The 23,906-nt window shown below is 65.8% G+C and carries 28 protein-coding genes and 4 tRNA genes; 16 read left to right on the plus strand and 16 right to left on the minus strand.

Annotation, left to right across the window (positions count from 1 at the left end; genetic code table 11):
- The first annotated feature begins 8 nt into the window (after nucleotides 1-8).
- Nucleotides 9-1,949, plus strand: coding sequence for a DNA topoisomerase (ATP-hydrolyzing) subunit B (gyrB, locus tag ACEL92_RS17210; RefSeq protein ID WP_374021932.1), 1,941 nt, complete (start codon nucleotides 9-11; stop codon nucleotides 1,947-1,949).
- A gap of 13 nt (nucleotides 1,950-1,962) precedes the next feature.
- On the opposite strand, the gene ACEL92_RS17215 is transcribed toward gyrB, so the two are convergent.
- Both ACEL92_RS17215 and ACEL92_RS17220 read right to left on the minus strand, forming a co-directional pair.
- Nucleotides 1,963-2,307 carry a DUF202 domain-containing protein gene (locus ACEL92_RS17215; protein WP_374021933.1) on the minus strand — a complete coding sequence of 115 codons (345 nt, stop codon included), beginning with the start codon at nucleotides 2,305-2,307 and terminating at the stop codon, nucleotides 1,963-1,965.
- Nucleotides 2,304-2,618, minus strand: a complete 315-nt coding sequence (locus ACEL92_RS17220) for a YidH family protein (RefSeq protein ID WP_374026251.1) — start codon at nucleotides 2,616-2,618, stop codon at nucleotides 2,304-2,306. Before ACEL92_RS17220 ends, ACEL92_RS17215 begins: the two co-directional genes overlap by 4 nt.
- A 441-nt stretch (nucleotides 2,619-3,059) precedes the next feature.
- On the opposite strand from ACEL92_RS17220, the gene ACEL92_RS17225 reads away from it, so the two are divergent.
- The 5 genes from ACEL92_RS17225 (at nucleotide 3,060) to ACEL92_RS17245 (ending at nucleotide 8,079) form a co-directional block, all read left to right on the plus strand.
- Nucleotides 3,060-4,439 carry an ABC transporter substrate-binding protein gene (locus tag ACEL92_RS17225; protein ID WP_374021934.1) on the plus strand — a complete coding sequence of 460 codons (1,380 nt, stop codon included), beginning with the start codon at nucleotides 3,060-3,062 and terminating at the stop codon, nucleotides 4,437-4,439.
- 63 nt (nucleotides 4,440-4,502) lie between these two features.
- Nucleotides 4,503-5,351 carry an ABC transporter permease gene (locus tag ACEL92_RS17230; protein ID WP_374026252.1) on the plus strand — a complete coding sequence of 283 codons (849 nt, stop codon included), beginning with the start codon at nucleotides 4,503-4,505 and terminating at the stop codon, nucleotides 5,349-5,351.
- Entirely contained in the window at nucleotides 5,348-6,103 is a 756-nt protein-coding gene (locus tag ACEL92_RS17235) for an ABC transporter ATP-binding protein (RefSeq protein WP_374021935.1), read from the plus strand. Before ACEL92_RS17230 ends, ACEL92_RS17235 begins: the two co-directional genes overlap by 4 nt.
- A 75-nt stretch (nucleotides 6,104-6,178) precedes the next feature.
- Nucleotides 6,179-6,526, plus strand: a complete 348-nt coding sequence (locus ACEL92_RS17240) for a hypothetical protein (protein WP_374021936.1) — start codon at nucleotides 6,179-6,181, stop codon at nucleotides 6,524-6,526.
- 44 nt (nucleotides 6,527-6,570) lie between these two features.
- Complete coding sequence (locus ACEL92_RS17245; RefSeq protein WP_374021937.1) at nucleotides 6,571-8,079, plus strand: SulP family inorganic anion transporter; 1,509 nt, start codon at nucleotides 6,571-6,573, stop codon at nucleotides 8,077-8,079.
- An 18-nt stretch (nucleotides 8,080-8,097) separates the two neighbouring features.
- On the opposite strand, the gene ACEL92_RS17250 is transcribed toward ACEL92_RS17245, so the two are convergent.
- Nucleotides 8,098-8,391: a hypothetical protein gene (locus ACEL92_RS17250; RefSeq protein WP_374021938.1), complete on the minus strand. Its 294-nt coding sequence runs from the start codon at nucleotides 8,389-8,391 to the stop codon at nucleotides 8,098-8,100.
- A gap of 247 nt (nucleotides 8,392-8,638) precedes the next feature.
- On the opposite strand from ACEL92_RS17250, the gene ACEL92_RS17255 reads away from it, so the two are divergent.
- Nucleotides 8,639-8,953 carry a hypothetical protein gene (locus tag ACEL92_RS17255; RefSeq protein ID WP_374021939.1) on the plus strand — a complete coding sequence of 105 codons (315 nt, stop codon included), beginning with the start codon at nucleotides 8,639-8,641 and terminating at the stop codon, nucleotides 8,951-8,953.
- Between the two features lie 51 nt (nucleotides 8,954-9,004).
- Here ACEL92_RS17255 and ACEL92_RS17260 read toward each other — a convergent pair.
- Nucleotides 9,005-9,079: transfer RNA gene (locus ACEL92_RS17260), tRNA-Val, on the minus strand.
- A gap of 179 nt (nucleotides 9,080-9,258) precedes the next feature.
- Between ACEL92_RS17260 and ACEL92_RS17265 the strand changes: the two genes are divergently transcribed.
- The 4 genes from ACEL92_RS17265 (at nucleotide 9,259) to ACEL92_RS17280 (ending at nucleotide 10,075) form a co-directional block, all read left to right on the plus strand.
- Nucleotides 9,259-9,331, plus strand: a tRNA-Gly gene (locus ACEL92_RS17265).
- Nucleotides 9,332-9,359: 28 nt separating this feature from the next.
- Nucleotides 9,360-9,433: transfer RNA gene (locus ACEL92_RS17270), tRNA-Cys, on the plus strand.
- Between the two features lie 13 nt (nucleotides 9,434-9,446).
- Nucleotides 9,447-9,521 (plus strand) — tRNA-Val (locus ACEL92_RS17275).
- A 227-nt stretch (nucleotides 9,522-9,748) separates the two neighbouring features.
- Nucleotides 9,749-10,075 (plus strand): hypothetical protein, encoded by a 327-nt coding sequence (locus ACEL92_RS17280; protein ID WP_374021940.1) that lies wholly within the window; start codon nucleotides 9,749-9,751, stop codon nucleotides 10,073-10,075.
- Nucleotides 10,076-10,777: 702 nt separating this feature from the next.
- On the opposite strand, the gene ACEL92_RS17285 is transcribed toward ACEL92_RS17280, so the two are convergent.
- Nucleotides 10,778-12,244, minus strand: coding sequence for a hypothetical protein (locus ACEL92_RS17285; RefSeq protein WP_374021941.1), 1,467 nt, complete (start codon nucleotides 12,242-12,244; stop codon nucleotides 10,778-10,780).
- A 434-nt stretch (nucleotides 12,245-12,678) separates the two neighbouring features.
- On the opposite strand from ACEL92_RS17285, the gene ACEL92_RS17290 reads away from it, so the two are divergent.
- Nucleotides 12,679-12,864 carry a hypothetical protein gene (locus ACEL92_RS17290; protein ID WP_374021942.1) on the plus strand — a complete coding sequence of 62 codons (186 nt, stop codon included), beginning with the start codon at nucleotides 12,679-12,681 and terminating at the stop codon, nucleotides 12,862-12,864.
- A gap of 153 nt (nucleotides 12,865-13,017) precedes the next feature.
- On the opposite strand, the gene ACEL92_RS17295 is transcribed toward ACEL92_RS17290, so the two are convergent.
- From ACEL92_RS17295 to ACEL92_RS17320, 6 genes are all read right to left on the minus strand, one after another.
- Nucleotides 13,018-13,329: a hypothetical protein gene (locus tag ACEL92_RS17295; protein ID WP_374021943.1), complete on the minus strand. Its 312-nt coding sequence runs from the start codon at nucleotides 13,327-13,329 to the stop codon at nucleotides 13,018-13,020.
- Between the two features lie 92 nt (nucleotides 13,330-13,421).
- Nucleotides 13,422-13,922 carry a hypothetical protein gene (locus ACEL92_RS17300; RefSeq protein WP_374021944.1) on the minus strand — a complete coding sequence of 167 codons (501 nt, stop codon included), beginning with the start codon at nucleotides 13,920-13,922 and terminating at the stop codon, nucleotides 13,422-13,424.
- 238 nt (nucleotides 13,923-14,160) lie between these two features.
- A complete protein-coding gene (locus ACEL92_RS17305) occupies nucleotides 14,161-14,508 on the minus strand; it encodes a hypothetical protein (RefSeq protein WP_374021945.1) in 348 nt (115 codons plus the stop codon).
- Between the two features lie 115 nt (nucleotides 14,509-14,623).
- Complete coding sequence (locus tag ACEL92_RS17310; protein WP_374021946.1) at nucleotides 14,624-14,854, minus strand: hypothetical protein; 231 nt, start codon at nucleotides 14,852-14,854, stop codon at nucleotides 14,624-14,626.
- A gap of 31 nt (nucleotides 14,855-14,885) precedes the next feature.
- Entirely contained in the window at nucleotides 14,886-15,635 is a 750-nt protein-coding gene (locus ACEL92_RS17315; RefSeq protein ID WP_374021947.1) for a hypothetical protein, read from the minus strand.
- Between the two features lie 123 nt (nucleotides 15,636-15,758).
- Nucleotides 15,759-16,106, minus strand: coding sequence for a DUF732 domain-containing protein (locus tag ACEL92_RS17320; RefSeq protein ID WP_374021948.1), 348 nt, complete (start codon nucleotides 16,104-16,106; stop codon nucleotides 15,759-15,761).
- Nucleotides 16,107-16,721: 615 nt separating this feature from the next.
- Here ACEL92_RS17320 and ACEL92_RS17325 point away from each other — a divergent pair.
- From ACEL92_RS17325 to ACEL92_RS17335, 3 genes are all read left to right on the plus strand, one after another.
- A complete protein-coding gene (locus tag ACEL92_RS17325) occupies nucleotides 16,722-18,668 on the plus strand; it encodes an alpha/beta hydrolase (RefSeq protein WP_374026253.1) in 1,947 nt (648 codons plus the stop codon).
- Nucleotides 18,649-19,227 carry a hypothetical protein gene (locus ACEL92_RS17330; protein WP_374021949.1) on the plus strand — a complete coding sequence of 193 codons (579 nt, stop codon included), beginning with the start codon at nucleotides 18,649-18,651 and terminating at the stop codon, nucleotides 19,225-19,227. Before ACEL92_RS17325 ends, ACEL92_RS17330 begins: the two co-directional genes overlap by 20 nt.
- 62 nt (nucleotides 19,228-19,289) lie before the next feature.
- Nucleotides 19,290-19,520: a hypothetical protein gene (locus ACEL92_RS17335; protein ID WP_374021950.1), complete on the plus strand. Its 231-nt coding sequence runs from the start codon at nucleotides 19,290-19,292 to the stop codon at nucleotides 19,518-19,520.
- On the opposite strand, the gene ACEL92_RS17340 is transcribed toward ACEL92_RS17335, so the two are convergent.
- A complete protein-coding gene (locus ACEL92_RS17340; RefSeq protein WP_374021951.1) occupies nucleotides 19,517-19,852 on the minus strand; it encodes a DUF732 domain-containing protein in 336 nt (111 codons plus the stop codon). The genes ACEL92_RS17335 and ACEL92_RS17340 overlap by 4 nt on opposite strands.
- Before the next feature lie 256 nt (nucleotides 19,853-20,108).
- Between ACEL92_RS17340 and ACEL92_RS17345 the strand changes: the two genes are divergently transcribed.
- Entirely contained in the window at nucleotides 20,109-21,029 is a 921-nt protein-coding gene (locus ACEL92_RS17345; protein WP_374021952.1) for a cation diffusion facilitator family transporter, read from the plus strand.
- Between the two features lie 3 nt (nucleotides 21,030-21,032).
- Here the strand turns inward: ACEL92_RS17345 and ACEL92_RS17350 are convergent, their stop codons facing one another.
- From ACEL92_RS17350 to ACEL92_RS17365, 4 genes are all read right to left on the minus strand, one after another.
- Nucleotides 21,033-21,377: a DUF732 domain-containing protein gene (locus tag ACEL92_RS17350; RefSeq protein ID WP_374021953.1), complete on the minus strand. Its 345-nt coding sequence runs from the start codon at nucleotides 21,375-21,377 to the stop codon at nucleotides 21,033-21,035.
- A gap of 76 nt (nucleotides 21,378-21,453) precedes the next feature.
- Nucleotides 21,454-22,962, minus strand: coding sequence for an alanine/glycine:cation symporter family protein (locus tag ACEL92_RS17355; protein ID WP_374021954.1), 1,509 nt, complete (start codon nucleotides 22,960-22,962; stop codon nucleotides 21,454-21,456).
- 148 nt (nucleotides 22,963-23,110) lie between these two features.
- Nucleotides 23,111-23,428 carry a DUF732 domain-containing protein gene (locus tag ACEL92_RS17360; protein ID WP_374021955.1) on the minus strand — a complete coding sequence of 106 codons (318 nt, stop codon included), beginning with the start codon at nucleotides 23,426-23,428 and terminating at the stop codon, nucleotides 23,111-23,113.
- A 59-nt stretch (nucleotides 23,429-23,487) separates the two neighbouring features.
- Nucleotides 23,488-23,820 (minus strand): DUF732 domain-containing protein, encoded by a 333-nt coding sequence (locus ACEL92_RS17365; RefSeq protein WP_374021956.1) that lies wholly within the window; start codon nucleotides 23,818-23,820, stop codon nucleotides 23,488-23,490.
- Nucleotides 23,821-23,906: the final 86 nt, after the last annotated feature.

Raw genomic sequence — 23,906 nt, forward strand, 5'->3', positions numbered from 1 at the left:
TATGACCGATGGCCGATGGTGTCACTCCCAACGGTTATGGCGCGCAATCGATCACCATCCTGGAAGGCCTCGATGTCGTCCGCAAGCGGCCCGGCATGTACATCGGGTCCACCGGGGAACGCGGCCTGCACCATTTGATTTGGGAGGTCGTCGACAACGGCGTCGACGAAGCCACGGCCGGCCACGCCCGACGGGTGGACGTGACGCTGTTGGCCGACGGCGGGGTCGAGGTGACGGACGACGGGCGTGGGATTCCGGTCGCGATGCATGCGACCGGAATCCCCACCGTGGACGTCGTGATGACCCAGCTGCACGCCGGGGGCAAGTTCGACGCGGGCTCCTACAGCGTCTCCGGCGGATTGCACGGTGTCGGGGTTTCCGTGGTCAACGCGTTGTCCACACGACTCGAGGTGGACATCTGCCGCGACGGATTCCAGTGGTCGCAGCAGTATGACCATGCCATCCCCGGCGCCCTGACCCGCGGCGCGAGCACGAGGCGGACCGGCACGACGGTGCGGTTCTGGGCCGATCCCGACATCTTCGAGACCACGCTGTACAGCGCGGAGACCGCGGCCCGAAGACTGCAAGAAATGGCCTTCCTGAACAAGGGGCTGCTGCTGACGCTGACGGATCGACGATCCAATGCCGCCGATCCCGCAGAGCAGCGTCGGTTTCACTACCCAGGCGGACTGGTCGACTACGTCACCCACCTCAACCGCGCGAAATCACCGATCCAGCCCAGCATCATCGAAATCTCGGGCCGCGAACCCGGACATGAGGTCGAGATCGCGATGCAGTGGAACGAGGGCTATACGGAGTCGGTGCATACCTTCGCCAACACCATCAACACCCACGAGGGCGGCACCCACGAAGAGGGCTTCCACAGCGCCCTGACCTCGGTGGTCAACAAGTACGCCAAGGACAAGAAGCTACTGAAAGAGAGCGAGGCCAATCTCACCGGCGACGATATCCGCGAGGGCCTCGCCGCGGTGATCTCGGTCAAACTCGCGGAGCCCCAGTTCGAGGGTCAGACCAAGACGCGGTTGGGCAACGCCGACGTCCGCTCCTTCGTGCAAAAGATCTGCCACGAGCAGCTCGCCCACTGGTTCGAGGCCAACCCGGCCGAAGCGAAGGTCATCGTCGCCAAGACCGCGTCCTCCGCCCGGGCGCGCATCGCGGCGCGCAAGGCCCGGGAGTTGGTGCGGCGCAAGAGCGCCACCGACCTCGGCGGGCTGCCCGGCAAGCTGGCCGACTGCCGCTCCACCGACCCACGGAAGTCGGAACTCTATGTGGTCGAGGGCGATTCAGCAGGCGGCTCGGCCAAGAGCGGCCGCGACTCGATGTTCCAGGCCATCCTGCCGTTGCGCGGCAAGATCATCAACGTCGAGAAAGCCCGCATCGACCGCGTGCTGAAGAACACCGAAGTCCAGGCCATCATCACCACGCTGGGCACCGGCATCCACGACGAGTTCGACATCGCCAAGCTGCGCTACCACAAAATCGTGCTGATGGCCGACGCCGACGTGGACGGCCAGCACATCTCCACGCTGCTGCTGACCCTGCTGTTCCGGTTCATGCGCCCGCTGATCGAAAACGGGCACGTCTTCCTGGCGCAGCCCCCACTGTACAAACTGAAGTGGCAACGCAGCGACCCCGAGTTCGCCTACTCCGACCGCGAACGCGACGGGCTGCTCGAGGCCGGACTGAAGGCCGGCAAGAAGATCAACAAAGAGGACGGCATCCAGCGCTACAAGGGTCTGGGTGAAATGGACGCCAAAGAGCTGTGGGAGACCACGATGGACCCCTCGGTGCGGGTGCTGCGCCAGGTCACCCTCGACGACGCCGCCGCGGCCGCCGAGCTGTTCTCCATCCTGATGGGCGAAGACGTCGACGCCCGCCGCAGCTTCATCACCCGCAACGCCAAAGACGTTCGCTTCCTGGACATTTGAACTGCCGCGGAAATTAGGCGCCCAGCATCAGATAGGTGACGACGACCGACGTCAGTGAGACGACCGAGGTGCCGACGAGCAACACGGCGCGTCGTGCGTGCACCCGCTGCGGCAAGGGGCGGACCGTCAGCGCGCGGCGGCGCCGCACCCCGACGGTGTAGACGGCCAATGCGAGAGCGGCCGCCGCCCCCGCGACCGCGACGCGCGCCGCGAGACCGCTGGGAGCGGTGAGGTTGCGGTCCTTGAGCAGAACCAACACCCCGGATCCGATGACGGACAGCGATGTTCTCGTCCAGGCCAGGGCCGTACGCTCCGGCTGCAGCCCGCGGTCGCCCGGCGAGGCCTGCGCGGACGTCACCGGCCGCTCCCGGTTCCGACCAGCGCCAAGGCCACCGTCGCCAGGCCGACGGCGATCAGCGCCACCGTCAGGTAGACCGGTGTGGCCGGGCGGGGCAGCGGTTGATCGAGGCGGATCGCACGATCGACGTGCCGCCAACGCTGCAGGCCCGCAACCGAAGTCAGCATCGCCGTTGCGCCCACAGCGCCACCGAGGATGTGCCGCGCCCCCGGTACGGCTAGTTCCGGCAGGAACTGCACCACAGCGACCGCCGCCGCAAGCAACCCCAACGCGGTCCGCTGCCAAGCCAGGAAGGTCCGCTCGTTTGCCAGCGTGAAACGATAGTCTGGCTCGGCACTGGGCGTCGCAGCTGCCGTCGGAGTGTCTTGCGTTCCCGGGTTGGCCGCAGCGCCTGAGGTTTTCACAATCACCCAGTCTTTCGCTCACCGCGCCGGAGTGCCAGGAAAACCGAGGTGGCGTAACTCAGACTTCATTTGCGCGCGGAGCCAACGCTCGGCCGGCGTCGTTGGGCCCCGGCGAACTTCCGCCGGCGCCCGGCACCGCAGCGCCGTAACCACCTGCGCCCTGAGGGGCCAGATGGCGTAACGGTTGTGCAACGTCCAGTGATCGAGCGGTAATAGAAAACCCCGACGCTGGATTGCGTGTACGACGTGATTCCATTCGCCCGACCAGGCCGACGCACCTCGCGGGGTGCTCGAGGGCCGCGCTGGCGGCGTGTTTCCGCGGCGGCCGCCGCGTCAGTGGTCGTGCCCGTGATCCAGGCGCTGAGCGGATGCGGCGTGCTGACCGAGTCCGCCCTGGTGATCAACGTCGGATACCAGTCCAAGACCATCAACACCGTCAACGCCGGAACCTTGATGCGTGACCGCGGCGCGTTCGAAAGCGAGCTCAACCAACTCGGCAAGTCGACGGGCCGCAAGTACCGGGTGGTATGGCAGGACTTTTCCTCCGGCGCACCGCTGACCGCGCAGATGATCGCCACCCACGTCGACATCGGGTCGATGGGCGACTACCCCTTGCTCACCAACGGATCGAAGACGAAGAAGTACGACGACGCTCAGACCAGATTGATCGCCATCACCGGCTACAGTCTGCGCGGCTCGCTGAACCAGGTCGTGGTTCCCAACGGTTCCGCGGCGCGCACCCTGGCCGATCTGGTCGGTAGGCGGCTGTCCACCAGCCTCGGGTCGGCAGGCGACGGCATGATCTCAGCAGCGTTGCAGCACAACGGTATCGACCCCCATGCCGTGCACACGGTCAACCAGGATCCGTCGATCGGAGCGTCGGCCATCGACGGTGGGCAGGTCGACGCGTTGGCGCAGTTCGTGCCGTGGCCACAACTGGTGATCTTCCGCAACCAGGGCAGGCTGCTCTACGACGGCGGCGACAACAACGTGCCGACATTCCACGGCGTCGTCGTCCGTAAACAGTTCGCCGAAGCCAACCGCGACGTGATGGCCGCGTTCCTGCGGGCGATGCGGACGACCACCGACTACATCGTCACGCATCCGCTGGCGGCCGCGCTCCGAGTGAGCCAGTTGACCGGCATCGAACCCGAAGTCGTCTACCTCTATAACGGCCCCGACGGGCTGGTGTCGTTCGATATGACGTTGAAGGACCGGTTCGTCAAGGCCGCCGACGGGATCAAGAAGTTCCTGGTCGCGCGGGGCTCGGTGAGCAAGGACTTCGACGTCGCGTCGTTTATCGACGACGGATATCTGCGACGGCTTTTCGGCGATGACTATGACCGTAGGCGCGCCGACGTGACCAACCCGAGCGTGCTGAGCGGATACGACGACCTGTGCGGGCTGCCCGTCACCGATCCGGCGCAGGCCTCGGAGATGTGGGCCCGGGGGGCCGACGGCACTGTGGTGGCCGCGACACCGACGTGCCTGCTGCGCCGAGTGGCCGGCACTGCCGCGGTGCGGACCGCGTACGTCCCCGACACCGCGACCGGCACCCGGTTATTCGCCAATCATGCTGTGTGGCTTGCGGACCCGGATGCGCCCCCCACTCAGCGGTACAAACCCTTCGCCACCGGTGCCGGCGCCGACACCTACCGGGCGAGTCATCCGACAGCCGCACCACTCGCCTACTCGGCAGCCGTGGCGCAGTCCCGGTCGCCGCAATAGCCGACGACTGAAACCGAGAAGTAAGGAGCTCCCGTGACAAGCACACTGACTCGCCTGGAGGCCATCGGGGCCGCACCCGTCGCGCCGGTCTCGGCGCCGAGGCTGAGGCCGGGCGCGATCCGCATTCCGCCGGCGGTCCAGCGCCGCACCGCGGCCGTGGTGCTGCCGCTGATCCCGATCGTCGCGTTCGTCGCGCTGTGGCAGCTGCTCACCGCGCACAACGTCGTGGCCTGGCTGCGGTTCAACCGGATGCCCGCCCCCATGCGGGTTGTCGAGAGCCTCGGTGCGCGAATCAGTTCCGGCGGCTACTACGACGACTTGCTGGCCAGTCTGCAACGCATCTTGCTCGGGTTCGGTCTCGCCGCCGTCGTCGGCGTCGCCCTGGGCATTCTGGTCGGCCGCTCAGCGACAGCACGGATGACGTTGCGGCCCTTCATCGAGATCGTGCGGCCAATCCCGGCGATAGCCCTGGTGCCGCTGACGATCCTGCTCTTTCCTTCCAGCGAACAAGGCATCGTGTTCATCACCTTCTTCGCCGCGTTCTTCCCCGTCGTCGTCAGCACCATCCACGCCACGGAGTCGCTGCCTAAAGTGTGGGAGGAAGCCGCGAAAACGATGGGCGCGGGCCGGCTTTCGCTGCTGTTGCACGTGATCCTTCCGGGGGCGCTGCCCGGCATCTTCGCCGGCCTGTCCGTCGCCATGGGGGTGGCTTGGATCTGCGTGGTCAGCGCGGAGATGATTTCCGGGCAGTTCGGCATCGGCTACTACACCTGGCAGTCCTACGGCCTGCTGGATTACCCCGGAGTGGTCGTCGGCATGATCTCGATCGGCGCGCTGGGTCTGATCACGGCGTGGGCGGTAGAGCGGGTCGGCCGCCGCATCAACCGCTGGTTGCCGAGGGCAAGCCGATGAGCGCCGGCGCCGTTCACCTCGACCGGTTGAAATTGGGTTTCAACGGAGTTGTCGCCGCGGACATCACCCTCGACATCGATCCCGGCGAGGTCGTCGTCTTCCTCGGCCCGTCGGGGTGCGGCAAGTCCACGATTCTGCGAGCGCTGGCGGGGCTCCTCACCCCGCTGAGCGGGAACGCCACGGTCGACGGTGCGCCCGTGGCGGGCAATGCGGCCCAGTGCGCCATGGTGTTCCAAGAAGACGCACTGTTCCCGTGGCGTACGGCGCTGAAAAACGTCATGTATCCGATGCGGCTGCGCGGCATGCGCGGCAGGGATTTGAAGACCGCGGCGCAAGAGCGCCTCGAGCAGGTGGGCCTGGGGTCCTACGGCGGTCATCTGCCCAGCCACCTGTCCGGCGGCATGCGGCAGCGGGTGCAGTTGGCTCGTACCCTCGCGTGTGAGCCGAAGGTGATGCTGATGGACGAACCCTTCGGTGCCCTGGATGCCCAGACCCGACTGGACATGCAGCGGCTGCTGATGACGGTGTGGGAGCGGCAGAAAATGACCATTCTGTTCGTCACCCACGACGTCGACGAGGCGCTGCTGCTCGCTGACCGGATCGTGTTGTTGAGCCACCGGCCCGCGACCGTCACCGACGTCATCACGATCGACGAGCCCCGTGCTCCGCAAGCCCAATTCACCGATGCCTATCAGCGCCGTCGCCACGACATCCTCGCGTTTCTCGGGCACGACTCGGCTGTGACGGCGTAGGGCGCGTTCAACGACGGTGGCCGGTGAGGAAACGCTCCGACCGCCGCCCACTTCACCGGAAGGTCAGCAAGAGTGATGACTGAGACCGAGCTAAGAGCAGCGGGAGAGCTCACCGGAATTGCGCCGGGCATACCGCATCGCCCGTATTACTCGGCCGGCCGCGAACAACTGGCCGCCCTCCCCGAGGACCGACTGGTCGGCGCGACGCGGGCAGCGTCTCCAGCGCACCACGCGGACGTCGCCCAGGCCCGGCTGTTCGCCGAGTTGCTGCGCGCAGAGCACGCCGAACTCGGAGCCGCCGCGGGTCTCGGGCCGCAGCTGCGCCCGCAACCGTGCACTTCCGAGCAACTGCGACAGTTGCAGGCGCGCATGAAAGAGATCCGCCGACTCCTGCATGCGCTCGAAAAGCGCTTCCCCTGCTGATGATCGCCAAACGCTTTGCGGCTCTTCAACACAACAGAACCACGATGAGGCCTGCTGCCGCACGTCGATACGGCGTGAGTGGCCGCGGCGACGGCGTCCTCGGCGCGTTGCGCGACCTCCCCCGGTTGCGCACCGAGGTACTCGCGGGACTGGTCGTGGCGCTCGCGCTGATTCCCGAGGCAATCGCCTTTTCGGTAATCGCCGGTGTCGATCCCCGTGTCGGCCTGTTTTCTTCGGTGACTATGGCGCTGACCGTGGCGGTTGCGGGAGGCCGACCGGCCATGATCTCGGCGGCCACCGCCGCCGTGGCCCTCGTCGTCGCGCCGGTCGGCCGCGAACACGGAATCGACTACCTGGTCGCGACGATCGTCGTGGCCGGCGCCCTTCAGATATTGCTCGGGCTCGTCGGCATCGCGAAACTCATGCGGTTCATCCCACGCAGCGTGATGATCGGGTTCGTCAACGCCCTGGCGATCCTGGTGTTCCTGTCCCAGCTTCGGCACTTGGTGGGTGTCCCGTGGTTGGTCTATCCGCTCGCCGCGGTCGGCATCGCGATCATGGTGTTGCTGCCCAAACTGACCACCGCCGTCCCGCCTCCCCTGGTGGCGGTGCTGGTCCTCACGGCGGCGGTCGCGGCCTTCGGCTGGCATGTGCCCGACGTGGGATCCCAAGGCCAGCTGCCACATTCGCTGCCGTCCCCGGCGATTCCGCACGTGCCGTTGACCTGGGCGTCGCTGCGGATCATCGTTTCGTACGCCCTGGGCGTGGCGTTGGTCGGGCTGCTGGAATCGTTGATGACCGCCAAGCTCGTCGATGACCTCACCGAAACGCCGTCGAACAAGACCCGCGAAGCGTGCGGCCAGGGAGTGGCCAACATCCTCACCGGGATCTTCGGCGGCATGGGCGGCTGTGCGGTGGTGGGCCAGACCATGATGAATGTCAAGATCGCCGGCGGACGAACACGGCTGTCGACCCTGTGCACCGGGACATTTCTGTTGCTGCTCATCATGTCGCTCGGCGACCTGGTCGGTCGAATACCCATGGCCGCGCTGGCGGCCGTGATGATCGTGGTCTCCGCGGCCACTTTCGACTGGCACAGCGTGGCGCCCCGCACGCTGAAAGTGTTGCCGCGCAGCGAAACGGTCGTCATGATCGTCACCGTCGTGGCCACAGTGGCCACCGGCAATCTGGCCGTCGGGGTGACTCTGGGGGTCCTTACCGCCATGGCCGCATTCGCACGCCGGGTCGCGCACCTGACGATCGTCGAAGCCGACCACCCATCGCAGAGTCGCGGCACCCGCGTCTATCGCGTACGGGGCGAATTGTTCTTCGCCTCCAGCAACGACCTTGTGCACCAATTCGACTACGCCAACGACCCCGACGACGTCCTGATCGACATGTCCGGCACCGATATCTGGGACGCATCGGCGGTGGCCACCCTCGACGCTATCCGAAACAAGTACCGCGCCCGCGGCAAGACGGTGCGCATGACCGGCTTGGACGGGGCCAGCCTCGAGCGGCTCAACCGCCTCTCCGGCCGGCTGGGTGTCTGATGAGCCGGTAGCGGCGACCTACCGGTACGCGAGCGTGGCCGTCCCGGCCGTCACCGACGCGTCGGCGATCACCTCGGCCAGTTTGACCTGCAGCGTGGCCGTGGCCTCGCCCACCGGCTTGTCGCAGTGCCTGCACTGCGCGTCGAACTGCGGCTGGTCCTCTTCATCCGGCCAGAACCGGCGGGGCCCCACCATGGCGCCGGGATCGTATTGAACCGCCTGATGCGGGGCGTCCTTGAGGATCCGGCCGACCGGATGGCCTTGCGGGCATTCGAGTTTCAGGATGCCGATGCCTTCTTGGTTGGCTACCACGCTCCACCGTCCTTTCCAGTGTTGTCTGCCGTCGACCGAGGGCCGCGTCGAGCTGCCGCGGCAATCCGCGTTGGGGCGCAGTGGGCGCGCGCCAGCGCGAGGTCGTCGCCGGCGGCGTGTCCCGCGGCGGTGATGGTTTCGGCGGGCAGCAGGCGTGGCTGAAGGGCCGCCAGCGGCCGCGCGGCTGGATCGATGCCGGCCCCAGTGCGGCGGCCTGCCGGCAATTCGCCAAGCGCCGCGTCGGCGATTGGTCGGCGCCGTCTACGGCTCCGCCCACTTCCGCGTGTTCGCGCAGGAACCGGTCGAGGGTCTTGGGGCCGAGGTCGTCGGTGAGGACCTTGACCGCCACCATGCGGTCCAGGTCGGGCCGGTCGCAGCGGTAGAGCACCCCGAATCCGCCGCGCCCGATCTCCTCGATTTCCGCGGCGGCCTTGGCGACCAGATCCTGCTGGGTCGCCGCTGCATCTACGTCGGCCATCGACGGTCACTGTCCTCGCGAGTCAGGCCGGTGCGCCTTGCACTGGTCGCCACACCATATCGCGGAATGACCTGCGGGCGATGACGGGAAATCGCGCCTGAGCAGCCGAGCCGAGGGCCTGGAACTGCGAACTTATGGTGGTCCCGGCTGGGATCGAACCAGCGACCTTCCGCGTGTGAAGCGGACGCTCTCCCACTGAGCCACGGGACCGGCGCCGAGAGGCGAACGACGTCGAAGACTAGCACGAACCAACCTCCCCGTATGGGCCGCATGCACCCGCAGGGGTGTGCGCTAGCCTAGTACGCGGCTCGTACCAAGAAATTTGTATGTGCCCGCTCACGTGGACTATCGTCGTGCTTCGCACCGGGCGACGATCTCGTCCGAGGCGCGCGGATGTAGCGCAGTTGGTAGCGCATCACCTTGCCAAGGTGAGGGTCGCGGGTTCGAATCCCGTCATCCGCTCGAAGGTGCAAGTGGCATCAATCCCAGCGGTGGAGTGGCCGAGTGGTGAGGCAACGGCCTGCAAAGCCGTGCACACGGGTTCGATTCCCGTCTCCACCTCCAGTTTTTGACCCCGGCGCGATTAGCTCAGCGGGAGAGCGCTTCCCTGACACGGAAGAGGTCACTGGTTCAATCCCAGTATCGCGCACCAGAGTTTTTCGCAGATCACTTCTGTACTTAGCGGAGCTAACAAAGCGCATGTAATACTCATGCAAAGGGTGCGGGGGCCGTTTCTGATGGGGGCGGTTCGGGTCTCGGTCAAACCACTGCCGTTCCGCTGCGTGAAAGCTCTTCTGCGCACAGAGCTAGCCTTCGTCGCCGAGGATCAGGCCGCTACCGCGATCAGGCGGCGGTGGCGCAGCACGCCCACTCCTCCAGATGGGCTGCACGCTCGGCCCGGTCTTGGGTCCGCTGCAAAACGCCTGCCTTCGCCGCCAATGCCGCGACTGCCGCCAGGCCGGCGCCGGGTCGGTCAAAGCAGCACCGATCCAGAGCCAGACCTCAGTGTGCGAGAGCGCGGCCTTCGTCTTGGCAGCCAGCGATGAAGTCTGCGGGGGAATCGACCCTTGGCATAAGCCCGCTCTTGGTCACGTTGCCGAGCTCTTCTTGACAGTAGGCCGGCCAATCCGTCGTGGCTGGAAAGACCACATGATGCTGATTGACCTGAATATCAACGGCCTGTTTGCCCTGGTTATACGACGGTGACCCCGGGTCGCTTGCGGCAACGGGGGCCGCGGCCAAACTGACAACGCAGATTGCGGCGCTTAAGGACCATCCCCTCTTACACCCCATGGGAGTCACTTTACGCAAGTTTGCTATGCGCCACCTGTGCATTGGCTGCATCGCATCGATTCAGAAGGTCCACGAGCCCGACGGCTGCAGCACGAACCCGCGATTGAGCACTGGGTCGATACACGCGGTCAACCGGTCGGCTCCGACCAGGCAGGTGGTGTTTGCGGCGGTAAGCTTTTGACCCACGTTCAGTACCGGCGCCGTGATGGCCGGGCACCCGCCATCATGGAATCCGTAGGGGCCGAGGTCTGTCGGTTTCGTGCTCGCGACACCGACTTGTTGGCAGCCGTCTCGCCCGCGCGGAGCCCCGTCGGGAAGGCCCGGAATCGGCCCGTCGCAGCCCACACTCACATGATCGTCTGGCCCATTGGCTAGCGAAGCCCACCCGCACTGGAGTCCGTCGGGGGTGGAGAAGAAGACTCCGCCACCGCCGCGGCCGAACTGGATTGTGTACGGGGCGGGGTCGACCGATTGGAAGGCGTTGAGGTCGGGGAATTTTGGCGGTGTCGCCGTAGCTACGCCCGGGTTTGCGCGGGAACAACCGATTGCTATGACCGTCAAGGCTGCGCCTACGATCGCTGTTGTCATCCTCCCGAACACGCTGTGCCGCCTCTCTTAGTGTTGGACATCGAATGTCGTGGTCCAGGTGTTGGGGTCGTAGGCGGCGCCCGTCCATGTGCTGAGCCGCAAATTGATCGTCTCGAGCCCGGTTTGGGGGTTCAGCGATGTGCCGGTGATGGTCGGTCCATACACGGACGGCATCCGTTGTTGGTCCATGATCGTGACGGGCGTCGCGTTCATCAGGCCCTGCGGCGTGGCAGCGGAAATCGCCTGTACCGGGCCATCTTTGGTCGCTCCGACCAGCATGAACCCACCGCCCTGCAGCTTGACCACCTGGCTTTCACGGTCACCCGGGAGGCTGACATTTCCGACGCGTTGCAAATTGTTGATCCAGCCATTCGGGTTGCGGGGGTCGATCGGCCCCGACACCCACATCCCACGCTGGAGGTCGCCTTCCCGGTTGCTGGTGTTCCCGATAACCACCATCTGATTGGTGGCAGGGTCATACACCCCCGACGCTTGGTAGATGCCGGGCAGGTCGCCCACTTTGACGGGGTGGTTGGGGTCGCTGTAATCCCACACGTCGCCGTTGGTCGCGAACTGGTTGTAGCCGGGCACGTGGGTGCCGTCGGGGTGAGAGAAGAACGCGTAGCGGTGGCCGTCAGGTCCAATCGCGGTCCCCGTCGGCAGCGGCCGGGATCCGGGCGGACCTTGTGCCAGCTCCGAGGCGGGGCTGCGGGGGAAGCCGTCTCGCGGGTCGCCGCCGAACGTGGGCCCTTGGCCATCAGAAAATTGGTCCTGTAGGTCGTATGTGTTCTGCTCGTGTCGGGGGTCACCTGCCGGACCGATGATCCTGGGGTCGCTGGGAGGAGGGCCTTCCCCGTCCCCGAAGCCGGCCGGCTTGAACTCGCTCACCGCCCGGGCGTCCTGCGGGGTCAGGTTGCCGTTCGCCTGCGCCTGACGCAGCGACCTCGTGTAGACGTCCCGAATCGAATTCATCTGCTTCAAAGCGTCTCGCGTGTCGTCGTCAGCGTCCGCGTGCGCGTCCCGGATCAACGCCTCCAGCTGAGCCCGACTCTTCGGGTCGAGCGGACCCTGCAGATCCTTCTTCGCCGCAGTGATGAGCTTGTCCAAAAGCCGCAGCTGGCGCTCCAGTGAGGCGATCTCCGCGGCGCCCTCCTTCTGCGCCGCGGCCAGCATGCCGGCGATGTTCTCCAAGTCGTCGCCGATTTTCGGCAGCTGGTCCGTATGTAGCCCAAGGGATTTGGTGAGGCGCTGCACCTCAGCAGAGCCATTGATCGGATGATCGCCGTTCTGGTGATTCCAGGCGGCGTCGAATCGCTTACGGGCTTGCTCGAATGAGTGCTCGGCCTCCGCGGAGCAGCGGCCCGCGGCGTGGAATGCCTCCGCCAGCTGAGAAATCTGAAACGGGCTGCCCGCTTGCAAGCTCTGGTTGACCGCCCACGGATCACCCCCGGCGGCACCGACCAGCTCCGCCTGGCTCAGATTCTCAAACTGCATCGCATCGTAAGCGGCTGGCGGTCAGCGCCGACGAAATCACCGCACCCTTCTCAAGCCGGTCTAACACCGTGAATGCGCAACCGTCAAATACCGCGGATGCGTCGATAATCCGCGGACTCACAGCTCACGCACGCCGAGGGCCGCATAGGGTGTCAGCTGATCGCGCCGAGTTCGGCTGGGCGCCTTCTAGATTCGTGTGCCCGAGAAGCCACCCGGCTCGTTCACGAAACCCAAACGATGCGTTCGCGGCGCCGGCCGACGCCGAACTCTCGGCGGTTGCGTATTTCGCGCGAACCCGAACAGCTCAGTTTCCTATCGGCGGCTTGGGTTCGCCCATCAACGGAGGGAAAGTGTCCCTTTCGGTGCTCACGGTTGCTCCAAGTCGGTGAACGCGCGCCCGAACGACGGGCCGCGACGACCTACAGGAGACCACCATGAAGAACACCCACAAGCCGATCCGGTTCCGCTACGCCGCCACGCTGTTCGGCGCGCTGGCCATCGTCGCGGTGGCGCCCGCCACCGCTTACGCCGAGCCCAACGGGCCCACCGGCGGGGGCGGCGGATGCCACTACACCGACCGGACGGCTATGACATCCCGATCGACGAGGGCCAGGGCGTGATCGTCGCCGGCAAGCTCGTCACGTGCACCAACGGCAAGACGGTCGTCACCGATGCGCCGGCGCGCACGCACCCCCGTCCGCCGGTTTCGCCGCCTAATCAGCCGCCGGTGCTGACTCGCAGAGTGTAAGCCGCGCAACAGCCGAACACCGGCTTTACGGGTGCTCCTGAATTACGCACTCCACAATTCGACTGGCCAAGCGCGGGTCGAATCCCATGTGGGATACCCTCTGCGCTTCGGTGGCCGGAGAAACACCGGAGTTGAGATCCTGCTCAATAGTCCCAATCAGCTGCTGGTTCTGGTAGTCGTGTTCCGACAGCGGGATTTGCGTAATCCTTCCCACGCAATTTCCGTAACCACTCAAGTCGGCACGGGCGGGCGCCGCCACCAGCACTGCCGGGGCGACCGATAGCAAGGCGATGGCAATGCCAACCGCGGCAACAATATGGACGAAACGCATGGTCACATGGATACCCAGGCATTGCACCACGTAATCAGCAAACGGTTTGCGGCCGCCCGCCCGGGCCGGAAAGTGTCCGGCGCGGCGTCGGCGCAAATTCAGACCCGCTCGGCCTTCATGTCCATGTCGATGGTGCCTTGGCAGGCGCCGCTCAAAATGTCGGTGTGCATAAGCCCGTCGAGCGACCCGTCGGGTTGTGGCGTGTAGGTCACGGTGGCTCGCGCCGGATTCCATTGAATCGAGGTATCGGGCATCATGCAGTCCCACTGGAAATCGTTGGTTTGCGACCAAGACTTCCCGTCCCACGTGAATTGGACTGGCTGCGGAACCGTCGGGTTAGTCGGCGGCGGGCCGCTGACGATCGTGGCGACGCACTTGCCATTCGTGCAGCTCGAGCGGATGCCGTAGGTCTCGGTGTGCTGCACCTCGGGATTGCCGACCGCCATGCTGGTCCCGGCCTTCGGGCCGACCATGAACGTGATCGCGTACTGGCCGTTCCACGACGGATTGTCGGCCAGGGCGGTCGGGGCCGGCGACAGGGCGGTCGGAAGCGCCGCGGCGCAGACACCGACGAAGATTTTCCAGCGGTCCGATGCCATCGTTTCTCCTCTGCGGCCGTGACCATTCAATAGTCATCCGCCTACCCATCACGGGCAAGATCCCGCCGCTTTGTCGGCCAGCCGCCAGAGACAAGCACGCGGCCCAGCAGCGGGTCAATGCGAGTGCGGCGGCGGGCCGGTTGGGGCGCAGCCCTCCTCCGCGACCCGCCAGCCCAGTGCCGAGTCTGCCGTGTGTCAGATCGGTTGGTAGGCAACGCAAATGCTGCGCAAGTGCAACTCAGTCAGAATCGTCGGAGTCCTTGTCGTCCTCGTCATCGTCGTCATCGCCGTCATCGTCATCGTCGTCCTCGTCGTCCCCGTCGTCCCCGTCGTCCTCGTCGTCCTCGTCGTCCTCGTCGTCCTTGTCGTCCTTGCCCTTGGACTTATCGGACTTCTCCGAGTCCGCCGATTTGTCGGAGTTGTCGAGCTTGTCCGCGAATTTCGTCAGGAGCCCGGCCAGTTTGCGCGCCTCATCCGAGTCCAACGAATCGATGAATAGTTGCTCGTCCGCATCCGAGACCCGCTGAACAAAAACAGCGTCGTCCTTGATACCGACGTCCCACCGGCCTCCCTCGTCACGAGCCATCTGATGCCGCCTTTCAACTAGTGAGCTGATTGCACAACCGACGCGCCCGACGCGTTACTGCGTTGTTTACCCACTTGTCCCGACAACGCCTCACCGACGGCAACGCGCGCGGGGCTTAAGGCGCGATCGGCCGCTTGAAGAAGCACGCGACGGAAAACTCCCCGCGGTGGTCGGCGTCGAGGCCGACCATCTCCCACCCGAGGCGGCCGAGCTCATCCGCCCTCAGCTTCATCTCGTCCATCGCGGTGTCGCCCTCGCGGTAATCCCACGTGTACTCCCACTGCTGCGGATACCACTTGCCATCTGAGGCCAGCCACCATCCGGGGCCCGGTGAAGGATTGTCCATGTGGTCGTGAGTACCACAGGCGGTGCCGGCTCTAGGGCGCGTACGCCCAACCGAGGAAGATGTTCTGCGTGTCGTAAGGGCTCGGCCTTATTTCGCGGATGTGCGGCGCGGTGAAGTAATTGGCGGTCAGGTATTGCCCGTTGCCCTCGCTGAGCATCACGTGTCCGGTGCCGTGGTCGAACCCGGGATTGCTCGTGAAAACGAGCGCCCCTTCCGGGATGTTGTCGGGGCTGGTGTGGATCTGCCCTTTGCGGTTGAAGTCGTTGAAGGCGTCCATCGCCGAGGGGTACCGGAACGCATGGTTGTAGGCCTGTTCGACGAAGGCCTCACATTGCACGGCGTTGTTCGGGTCGCTGACCATCTGATCGCGCGCCCACGCGAGCGCGTGCGCCGCCTTGTCCTCGCCGGCGTTCGAAGTGGCCGCCGCCGCGCCACCCCCGCTGGCGCAGTCGGGCCCAAGCGCGTCGAGGGTGCGGGTGTCAATGTCGACGTCGGCGACGTAATGACCGTCAGTTGTCCTGTACCACAGGCTGTCCCAACCTCCGTTGGAGATCTGGTAGCTGAAGAAGCCCTTCACGGGCTCGCCCACGGTATGGCAAACCAGAGTCACTACCTGGCCGGCGTTGTAGACGCCCTCCTGGCCCGACTTCGAATTGGGGCCGATCATGCGACTGGTGGTCGGCGCTTTGACGGTGGCAGATGTTTCGCCGTGAGCGGGCGCGGCGCCGCCCAGACCGAAGGCAAAAACGGCTGCCGTCGCGGCCGCAATTGCTGATCTCATCGCTCGATCTTTCTGCCACGCCCTATGAAATTGATCGGGACGCTACACCTTTAACGACAACTCGATGAGCGATACGAAGACGATCTTATCGACCCTTCAGCGAACGAAAAGAGCCCGCCAATCTCAGCAGTGGTCGGTCCAACACCGCTGCAGGGGGCAGTACGTCGAATGCGCGAGGGTCACCATGGAATGCACGTCTCCGAACGTCACGTTCCGTTGATCCAGATTGGCGTGGATGCTCTGCGCGACCTGGTCATACGTCCAACCCCAGCCCAGGTCGTCACAGATGAGACGCCCCATCCCCGTGAGGGCGGCGTCGTGTTCCGGCGGCCAACTGAAGCCCTGGGCGCGCAGCTGGGCCAAGTAGGCGTCGTCGAGCGGGTCGGCGGCTGCGCTGCCGGCGCCGGCGAGTAAGGCTGCGCCAGCCGTGACGGGAACGGCCAACCGGGTCAGCCAGCGACGTGAGGGCATTCGATGCACTTCCTTTCCTCGCGCCGGTGGCGACGCCGTCAGTCGACGGCTGCAAACACGGCAAGAGAACGAAGAATAGGAAAGGCAAGGAAAAAGTAGCTTATGAAAAGCTGAATAATCGGCATTGCGCAAAATTCAGGGCCCGTCGCCGGGCGGCGGAGGCGGCGGAGGCGGCGGAGTCCATCGCCGCCCATCCGTGGTCCACCCGCACGGCAGCCAGTTCAATTGGGGGCCGTCGAGCGTCAGGCATTTCGGGGTGCCCGGCGTCGGCGTGGGGCTCGGTGACGGCGCATCGGCGTGAGCGGCGGCTCCGCTGAGCGTCAAAGCCCCAACGGCCACAAATATCGCTGCCGACTTCCTCATCGCGATTCCGGTGAAACGGGGAACCACCAGAGCGAGTCGCTAGCCTTGAGCCCGCGCGTTCACGCTTCGAATGCTAAATGTCCGAACTGCTGACGGCCTGCAGGATTCCTGCCAATCGGCCGTGCGGCGAGGCCTGTGGACAACGTGCGGCGGCCCCCAGAATGCGCTCGCAGTGAACCGTGTAGGAGCGCGTTCGATAGTAAAGTCCACCGCCATGGGAGGCGGCGATGCCGCAAAACAGCAGGCGGTGCGATGCAGCTCCGGTACATAAGCGTCCTGCCGCTGATCGCCGAAGCCGGCGGCGACCCCTGGGCGATCCACCAGAGCCTGCAGGCGGGTAGCCCGTCCCAGATTTCGAATCTCGCCGAGGCCTTTCACCGGGCGGGCCGCTGCACCCAGGAAGCGAACGAGAGTTTCGAACAAGCGCGCAAACGCTTCGACGCGGCCTGGAACCATCAGAACGGCGATCGTCCGATCAACGAGTCCGCTGAAGTGCAGCGCGTCACCAGAGCACTGGGCGCCCAATCCCTCCAGTTGCCAAAGATCGGCGCCGACTTGGAAAACATTGCCGCCGCCCTGGCCGAGACACAGAAGACCGTGGCCGGCGAGATCGAAACGCTGGAAGGTGAACTGCAGAGGCTCGACGACCTGATCGGCCAGGCGGTCGACACGGAAAACGACACCCACCCCAGCGCGGCCGACAGACAGGCGCTCGACGCCGTGATCCGCGCCTGCGAAGACGACGCCATCAGCGACACCAAGGCCGCGCTGGCGCAGTTGCAGGCGCTGCGCAACGGCTACTCGGCCAGGTTGCAAAAGTCGCTGGGCAATCTGGGCGCCGACGGGTACGACCCCGACTCGCTGCGCCAGGTCGACGCCGACACGCAGATCCCGACGCCGGACACCAAACCCGAGGACGTGCATCGCTGGTGGACGTCACTGACACCCGAGCAGCGGCAGCGCTTCATGGCCGAAAACCCGGACCGGATCGGCAATCTCAACGGCGTCCCGGTCCTCGCCCGCGGCGACGCCAACATCGCCGTGCTGACGCGCGACCTCAACCGGGTGCGCGACATCGCCTCCCGCAGCGGCGTATCCGTCGACGACGTGCTGCGCGACCCGGCGAAATACGGCCTGTCATCCGCCGACATCACCCGCTACCAGAACGCCGACGAGACCAAGCAAGGCCTCGGCCACGGCGCGGGCAACGACCCATCGCACGCCAACCCGACTTACCTGTTCGCCTATGACCCGTTGGCCTTCGGCGGCAAGGGCCGCGCGGCGATCGCCATCGGTAACCCGGACACCGCGAAGAACACGGCGGTGATCGTGCCGGGGACCAGCAGCAGCGTGAAGGGCGGGTGGCTGCACGACGGTCACAACGACGCCATCAACCTCTTCGCTCAAGCCAACGCCGCCGACCCCGACAACCCGACGGCCGTGATCGCGTGGATGGGCTACGACGCCCCCAACGACGCCTCCGACGCCCAGCGCATCTCCACACCCGAACTCGCGCGGACCGGTAGCGCGGCGCTGGCGCTGGACGTCAACGGACTGTGGGCGACCCATGTCGGCGGCGGACAGCACGTCACGGTGCTGGGCCACTCCTACGGTTCGACGACGGTGGCCGACGCCTTCGCCGTGCACGGCATGCACGCCAATGACGCTGTGCTGCTTGGCTGTCCGGGCACCGACGCCGCCAAGAGCGCCGCCGATTTCCATCTGGACGGCGGCCACGTGTTCGTCGGGGACGCCTCGACCGACCCGGTCGGGATGCTCGGCCAGCTGAACGGCTTGAGCAAGCACTTCTTCGGCGACGACATCGTCGGGCAGGTGATGGGCAGCGACCCGGGCCTGGGCGCCGATCCCGCCGCCGACGGCTTCGGATCGACGCGGTTCCGTGCTGAGGTGCCGGGCGCGAACGGCATCAACGCCCGTGACCATTCGCACTACTACTATCCCGGAAGCGAGGCGCTGCACAGCATGGCCGACATCGTCTCGGGCCACGGCGACGCGTTGGAAGCCGACGGCCTGACGGCCGGACATCGCCACCAGATCGGCGGCGTCCAAATCAGAATTCCCGGGTTGCCCCCGGTCACGTTGGGCCCCCACACCCCGGCGGTCGTCGACCCGGAGTGGTACCGCCCGCGCGGGTCTGTCACCGACAATCACTTCTTCGATGGCCAGCACCACCATTGAGCGTCAGCGCCGGCGGCCGCGGCAGGCAGCGCTTGCCGCGCTGGCGGCCGCCACGCTGTTGATAGGAGGATGCGGTTCCGTGTCGCCCAACCAACACTCTTCCGGCTCGCCTCGTCCGGTGGACGATTCCGCCCACCCCCTGACCGACGACCAGGCCATGGCTCAGGTCGTCGATCCGGCCAAACAGATTGCGGCCGTGGCGAATTTGCAAGGGATCAGCGGAGGTTTCTCGTTCGCCTCCTGCAACGACCAAGGAGATCCGCCGTACATGGGCACCGTCACCATGAGTTTCCTGCTGCAGGGAGACCCCGACGCGTACTTTCGGCAGGTGCGCGCCGCGATGGTGGCCCATGGCTGGAACGACGGCCCCCCGCCGGGACAGCGCTACTTCGGCGCCACGCTGAACAAGGATGGCGTGGCCGCGAACATGGGCTACGTCCCGTCCGACAACAGCTATGGTCAGATCATGTTGTACGGGCAATGCCGCAACACGACCGATCACCACCACGATGGCAAGACGAATACGACGGACATCACCGGCGAGCTGAACGCACGCTGACGTCGACCACGGAAATCATTCGGCCCCGCAACGACTTTCGTCAGGAGGGTAGAGTCGCGGGCATGAATTTGGTCGAGTGGCTGAAAAGCCCGCACCACCTGCGCACGCGGCTGATGATGGAGCGTCAACCGATACGCAACGTCGAGATGGAGACCGTGTTCCTCGAAATCTCCCACCGCGACGCGCAGCTGCGGTTTCCGGTGATGTTCATGGTGCTGCCGAGGCGTTTCGGCTCGTCGACCGAGCGCACCCGGCGCACCGACCAGCAGAAGTTACCGCCGAACGTGGACTAGCTCTGGGTGGCCTTGCTGACGTACTGGGGGCAGTACGACTGCGTCGCTGCGCCGATGAAGTAACCCGAATTGTTGTCGGTTAATCCGAGCCCGCTTTTTACGTCGGCCATTGTCTGCGCCAATGTCGCGCCATTGCTCCAATCCTGGCAAACCCCATGTCCGGCGTTGACGACGGTTTGACTCGATAGGTTGGGGAAGCTGATTCCCTGCTGCCCGAGCGCCTGCAGGAAAACGTCGTCCGTCGCGTCCGCGTTCGCCATGGGCGCGGCGACGACAGCCATACTCACCAAACCGGCGGCAACTGGGCCGGTCAAACGCGCGAGTTTCTTCATGCTGGCTCCTCGGGGTGGGTTCAATTTCTAGCCGTGAGTATCTGTGTGCGCGCCGATCAGTTAATGACTCGGCCACTGGATACTTTTGCACATTTACCGCTTCTGCGCTGGGCAATCGGCAAACTTTCAATTCGGCGACGCCACGCGAAACTCGGCCTTTAATTAACGAAAGCGGCAGTTATGGCGGCCCATTGCCCTGCCGCGGCGACGCGTTCGGCAGACGACGCGGCGGCGCGCCGTCCGGCATGCTTGCCCTATGCACCTCGTCAACGGCGTCCGCGACCCCGCGGCCAGTTTTCCCCTCGACACCGTCACCGACGACGCGGCGGAGCGTCGGCAGGCGAACCGGGCCGTCGCCGTCAGCGCGATCGGACTGGCGCTGACCGGGCTCGTCGAATTGGCCATCGCGCTACTGTCCGGCTCGGTGGCCCTGCTCGGCGACGCGTTGCACAACCTGTCGGACGTCTCCACCAGCGTGCTGGTGTTCGTCGGGTTTCGCGCGTCGCGCAAACTTCCCACCGAGCGCTACCCCTACGGGTACGAACGCGCCGAAGACCTCGCCGGAATCGGTGTCGCACTGGTGATTTGGGGCAGCGCCGCCGTGGCCGCATTCGAAAGCGTCAACAAGCTACTCCGGCACGGCGGCACCGGATACGTGGGCTGGGGTATCGCGGCCGCGCTAGTGGGAATCGCGGGTAACCAGCTGGTGGCCCGCTATAAGTTGGTGGTGGGCAAGCGGATTCGCTCGGCCACCATGGTGGCCGACGCCAAACACTCCTGGCTGGACGCGTTATCGTCCGCGGGCGCGATGCTCGGGCTGATGGGTGTGGCGCTAGGCTGGGGCTGGGCCGACGCGGTCGCCGGGATCGTCGTCACGGGATTCATCTGCCATGTCGGCTGGGAGGTGACCTCGGACATCGCTCACCGCCTGCTGGACGGCGTCGACCCCGAAATCATCACGACCGCCGAGGCGGTCGCCGCCACGTTGCCGGGCGTCACCCATGCGCACGCCCGGGCCCGATGGACCGGTCGGACGTTGCGGGTGGAAGTGGAAGGCTTCCTCGACCCCGGCACCCCACTGGCGGCGGCCGACCGGATCGGGCGTCTCGTCGCCGCCGCGCTGGCGCCACGGATTCCCGAGATGCACAACTTCACGTGGACGGCGCGGGCCGCCTAGCGGTCAGTTACCGGGAGCGCCTTCAGGCTTCGGGCCGCGGTCCTCGCCGGTGACGTACTTCGGGCAGTAGTGGGCCGCCGAAAGATACGTGAACTTGGCCGCGCTGGCCCCCTGGAACGCCGGGTTCTGGTTGCGGAGTTGGGTCACGATCTCCGCGGTGGACTGGCCGTCGTCGAGCAGGTCGCACACCGACTTGCCGATCGTGACCGCGTTGCCGCCGTCCTGGTAGGTGATGCCGGCGTCGCGCAGGTCGGTCAGAAAGTCCTGATCGTTGTTCACATCGGCGTAGGCGGGCACGGCCAGGCCGATCACGGCGGCCGCGCCGGCCAGAACGAGTAGGAATCGCATAACGCAGCGATTGTCGCAGACCCGCTGGGGAATGGCACCTCGCCGGGCAAACGGCGGGTGAACTCTCGCGCCCTCGTCAGGCCGCCGGGGCGCGGGACGGTCGCGGCGCCGGGCGGCTCAGCGTCAACGACTCGGGCAGCGCGCCCACCTGCCGGCGCTCCGCGCGCTCCCAGACGTCACCGTCCAGGACGCCGGGCAGGCCGGCCTCGCTGGCGATGAACACCGGCGCCACCCCCTGCGCGAATTGGCGGTGGTAATCGTTGAGGGCCGCGAACGCCCACTTGCCCAGCACACAAATGGTGAGCAGGTTCGCGATGGCCATCACCGCCATCGTCAAATCGGCTAGCGCCCACACCAGGGTCAGCTTGGCCAGGGCCCCGAAGATGATCGACAGCAGCGTGACCACCTTCAGCATGTTGGCCGCCAACCGCCGGCCGCCCAGATAGAACAGATTGGCCTCGGCGACCACGTAGTTGCTCAGCACCGACGCGAAGGCGAAGACGAACACCACCGAGGTCATCAGCACCGTGGTCCACGACCCGAGATCCGCGGCGATCGCGGACTCCGTCAGGCTCGCCCCGGCCAGCGAGCCCAAGCGGGACGGGTTGTAGGTTTCCGGGCCGGACAGCAGCACGATGAACGCCGTCGCCGTGCAGATCACCATCGTGTCCACGAACACCGCGAGCGACTGAATCAGGCCCTGCTCCACCGGATGTGCCACGGTCGCCGCGCCCGCGATGTTGGGCGAACTGCCCATCCCGGCCTCACAGGCGAACAGGCCTCGCTTGACGCCGGTGAACATCGCGGCAAGCGCGCCGCCCGCGAAACCGCCCGCCATCTGCCGGATGCCGAACGCACCGCCGATGATCTCCTTGATCACCGTCGGTAGCTCGGTGATGTTGACGGCCACGATGCCCAGCGCGAGCAGGGTGTACACCAGCGCGACCACCGGGAGGACCGATCCGGCGAATTGGGCGACGCGCCGCACGCCACCGAAGAGCACGGGCGCCGCCAGCACCGCCAAACCGAGTGTGGTCCAACCAACCCCGATGCCGTGCGACGACTTCAAGACCCCGCTGACCGCGTTCGTCTCCACCATGTTGAACGCGGTGGAGAACGTGACCACCAGCAGCATGGCGAAGATGACGCCGCCCGCGCGCGACCGCAGTCCCCGTTGAATGTAGAACGCGGGACCGCCGCGGAAGGCGCCGTCGTTCGAGCGGACTTTGAAGATTTGGGCCAGGGTGGCCTCGATCACCGCGGTGGCCATGCCGACGGCGGCCACCACCCACATCCAGAAGACGGCGCCGGGGCCCCCGACCGTCAAGGCGATTGCGACGCCGGCGATGTTCCCCGTACCCACGCGGGACGCGAGGCCCACGCAGAACGCCTGGAAGGACGAGATGCCGCCGTCCTGGCGATGAGCCCGACGAAGCTGGCGAAGCATGCGCCCGAAGTAGCGGATCTGAATGAATCGGGTGCGCACGGTGAAATAGATGCCGCCACCGATCAGCAAATAAATCAGGACGTGCGTATTGAGGATGTTGCTAAGGGGCTCGACCAACTGCTGCTGAAGGAAGTCCAAGCCCATGCTTCCTTTCGGCCACGATCACTGTCCGTCGCCGAAATGTTATGGGTGAATTGTTGATGACAGGTTTCGTTAACCCGCCGTCAATGGTCGGCCATGTAACAACCGCATCACATTCGATGGCGCGGCCCACCGCCGCCACCACCTACGAGGCGGCGTCGGGCTTCGAGAGCGCTTGGGGGCAATAGGAGTTGGCGGCGATGGCCGCGAATCGGGTGGCGTCGTCCCCCTGCAGCCCGCGGTTGAGCATCTGGATCATCCGCACAACGTCGGTCAGGTTCGAGCCCTCGCTGACCAACTTGCACACCGACCTGCCGGAGGTAATCGCCTGCTCGGGATCCGAGTAGGTCAGGCCGGCGGCGTGAACCGTGGCCAGGAAGGCGTCGTCGCTGCCGTCGGCGCGCGCGGGTCCGGCCAGGCCGATCGCGGCTACAAGACCGAGTGAAATCAGGAATAGCCTCACGGCTCACTGATCGTTCCAGAGGTGCCGCCGCCCCGCATCTCGTAGGGCGAACCGGCGGGTCAGGAGCTGGCGGTCGTTGTCGTCGGGGAGCTCGACGAGAGCGCATCCGGGCAATAGGCGTTCGCCGCGATCGCGGTGAACTTCGTGGCCTTGTCGGCGCTCAATGCGCTGTCGCCCTTTTGCACCGCCGTCGCGATGTCCGCGATGGCGGTGCCGCTACCCGCCGCGGAGCACACGTAGTGGGCCGCCTGGATGGCCTGCCCCGGGTCGGTGTAGGTGAAACCGGCCTTGTCCAGGGAGGCGAGGAATGCGCCGTCGGTGTCGTCGGCGTATGCCGGGGCGGCCAGGCCGATCATGACAGCAACGCTGGAAATCGTCAGAAGGAGCCTCATAAATCTGAAATCGTTCCAGACGGGCGCGGCGTGCGCGGCTGACGAAACAATTTTTAACATTCGTCAACCCCGGGTTGACAGGCGCA

The organism is Mycobacterium hainanense (assembly GCF_041890355.1).
Classification (GTDB): domain Bacteria; phylum Actinomycetota; class Actinomycetes; order Mycobacteriales; family Mycobacteriaceae; genus Mycobacterium; species Mycobacterium hainanense.

Excerpts from the sequence above, each read along its gene's own strand:
- gyrB (WP_374021932.1), top strand. The coding sequence starts at position 9 with ATGGCCGATGGTGTCACTCCCAACGGTTATGGCGCGCAATCGATCACC.
- ACEL92_RS17235 (WP_374021935.1), top strand. The coding sequence starts at position 5,348 with ATGAGCGCCGGCGCCGTTCACCTCGACCGGTTGAAATTGGGTTTCAAC.
- ACEL92_RS17240 (WP_374021936.1), top strand. The coding sequence starts at position 6,179 with ATGACTGAGACCGAGCTAAGAGCAGCGGGAGAGCTCACCGGAATTGCG.
- ACEL92_RS17245 (WP_374021937.1), top strand. The coding sequence starts at position 6,571 with ATGAGGCCTGCTGCCGCACGTCGATACGGCGTGAGTGGCCGCGGCGAC.
- ACEL92_RS17280 (WP_374021940.1), top strand. The coding sequence starts at position 9,749 with ATGGGCTGCACGCTCGGCCCGGTCTTGGGTCCGCTGCAAAACGCCTGC.
- ACEL92_RS17285 (WP_374021941.1), bottom strand. The coding sequence starts at position 12,244 with ATGCAGTTTGAGAATCTGAGCCAGGCGGAGCTGGTCGGTGCCGCCGGG.
- ACEL92_RS17290 (WP_374021942.1), top strand. The coding sequence starts at position 12,679 with ATGAAGAACACCCACAAGCCGATCCGGTTCCGCTACGCCGCCACGCTG.
- ACEL92_RS17300 (WP_374021944.1), bottom strand. The coding sequence starts at position 13,922 with ATGGCATCGGACCGCTGGAAAATCTTCGTCGGTGTCTGCGCCGCGGCG.
- ACEL92_RS17305 (WP_374021945.1), bottom strand. The coding sequence starts at position 14,508 with ATGGCTCGTGACGAGGGAGGCCGGTGGGACGTCGGTATCAAGGACGAC.
- ACEL92_RS17310 (WP_374021946.1), bottom strand. The coding sequence starts at position 14,854 with ATGGACAATCCTTCACCGGGCCCCGGATGGTGGCTGGCCTCAGATGGC.
- ACEL92_RS17315 (WP_374021947.1), bottom strand. The coding sequence starts at position 15,635 with ATGAGATCAGCAATTGCGGCCGCGACGGCAGCCGTTTTTGCCTTCGGT.
- ACEL92_RS17320 (WP_374021948.1), bottom strand. The coding sequence starts at position 16,106 with ATGCCCTCACGTCGCTGGCTGACCCGGTTGGCCGTTCCCGTCACGGCT.
- ACEL92_RS17325 (WP_374026253.1), top strand. The coding sequence starts at position 16,722 with ATGCAGCTCCGGTACATAAGCGTCCTGCCGCTGATCGCCGAAGCCGGC.
- ACEL92_RS17330 (WP_374021949.1), top strand. The coding sequence starts at position 18,649 with ATGGCCAGCACCACCATTGAGCGTCAGCGCCGGCGGCCGCGGCAGGCA.
- ACEL92_RS17335 (WP_374021950.1), top strand. The coding sequence starts at position 19,290 with ATGAATTTGGTCGAGTGGCTGAAAAGCCCGCACCACCTGCGCACGCGG.
- ACEL92_RS17340 (WP_374021951.1), bottom strand. The coding sequence starts at position 19,852 with ATGAAGAAACTCGCGCGTTTGACCGGCCCAGTTGCCGCCGGTTTGGTG.
- ACEL92_RS17345 (WP_374021952.1), top strand. The coding sequence starts at position 20,109 with ATGCACCTCGTCAACGGCGTCCGCGACCCCGCGGCCAGTTTTCCCCTC.
- ACEL92_RS17350 (WP_374021953.1), bottom strand. The coding sequence starts at position 21,377 with ATGCGATTCCTACTCGTTCTGGCCGGCGCGGCCGCCGTGATCGGCCTG.
- ACEL92_RS17365 (WP_374021956.1), bottom strand. The coding sequence starts at position 23,820 with ATGAGGCTCCTTCTGACGATTTCCAGCGTTGCTGTCATGATCGGCCTG.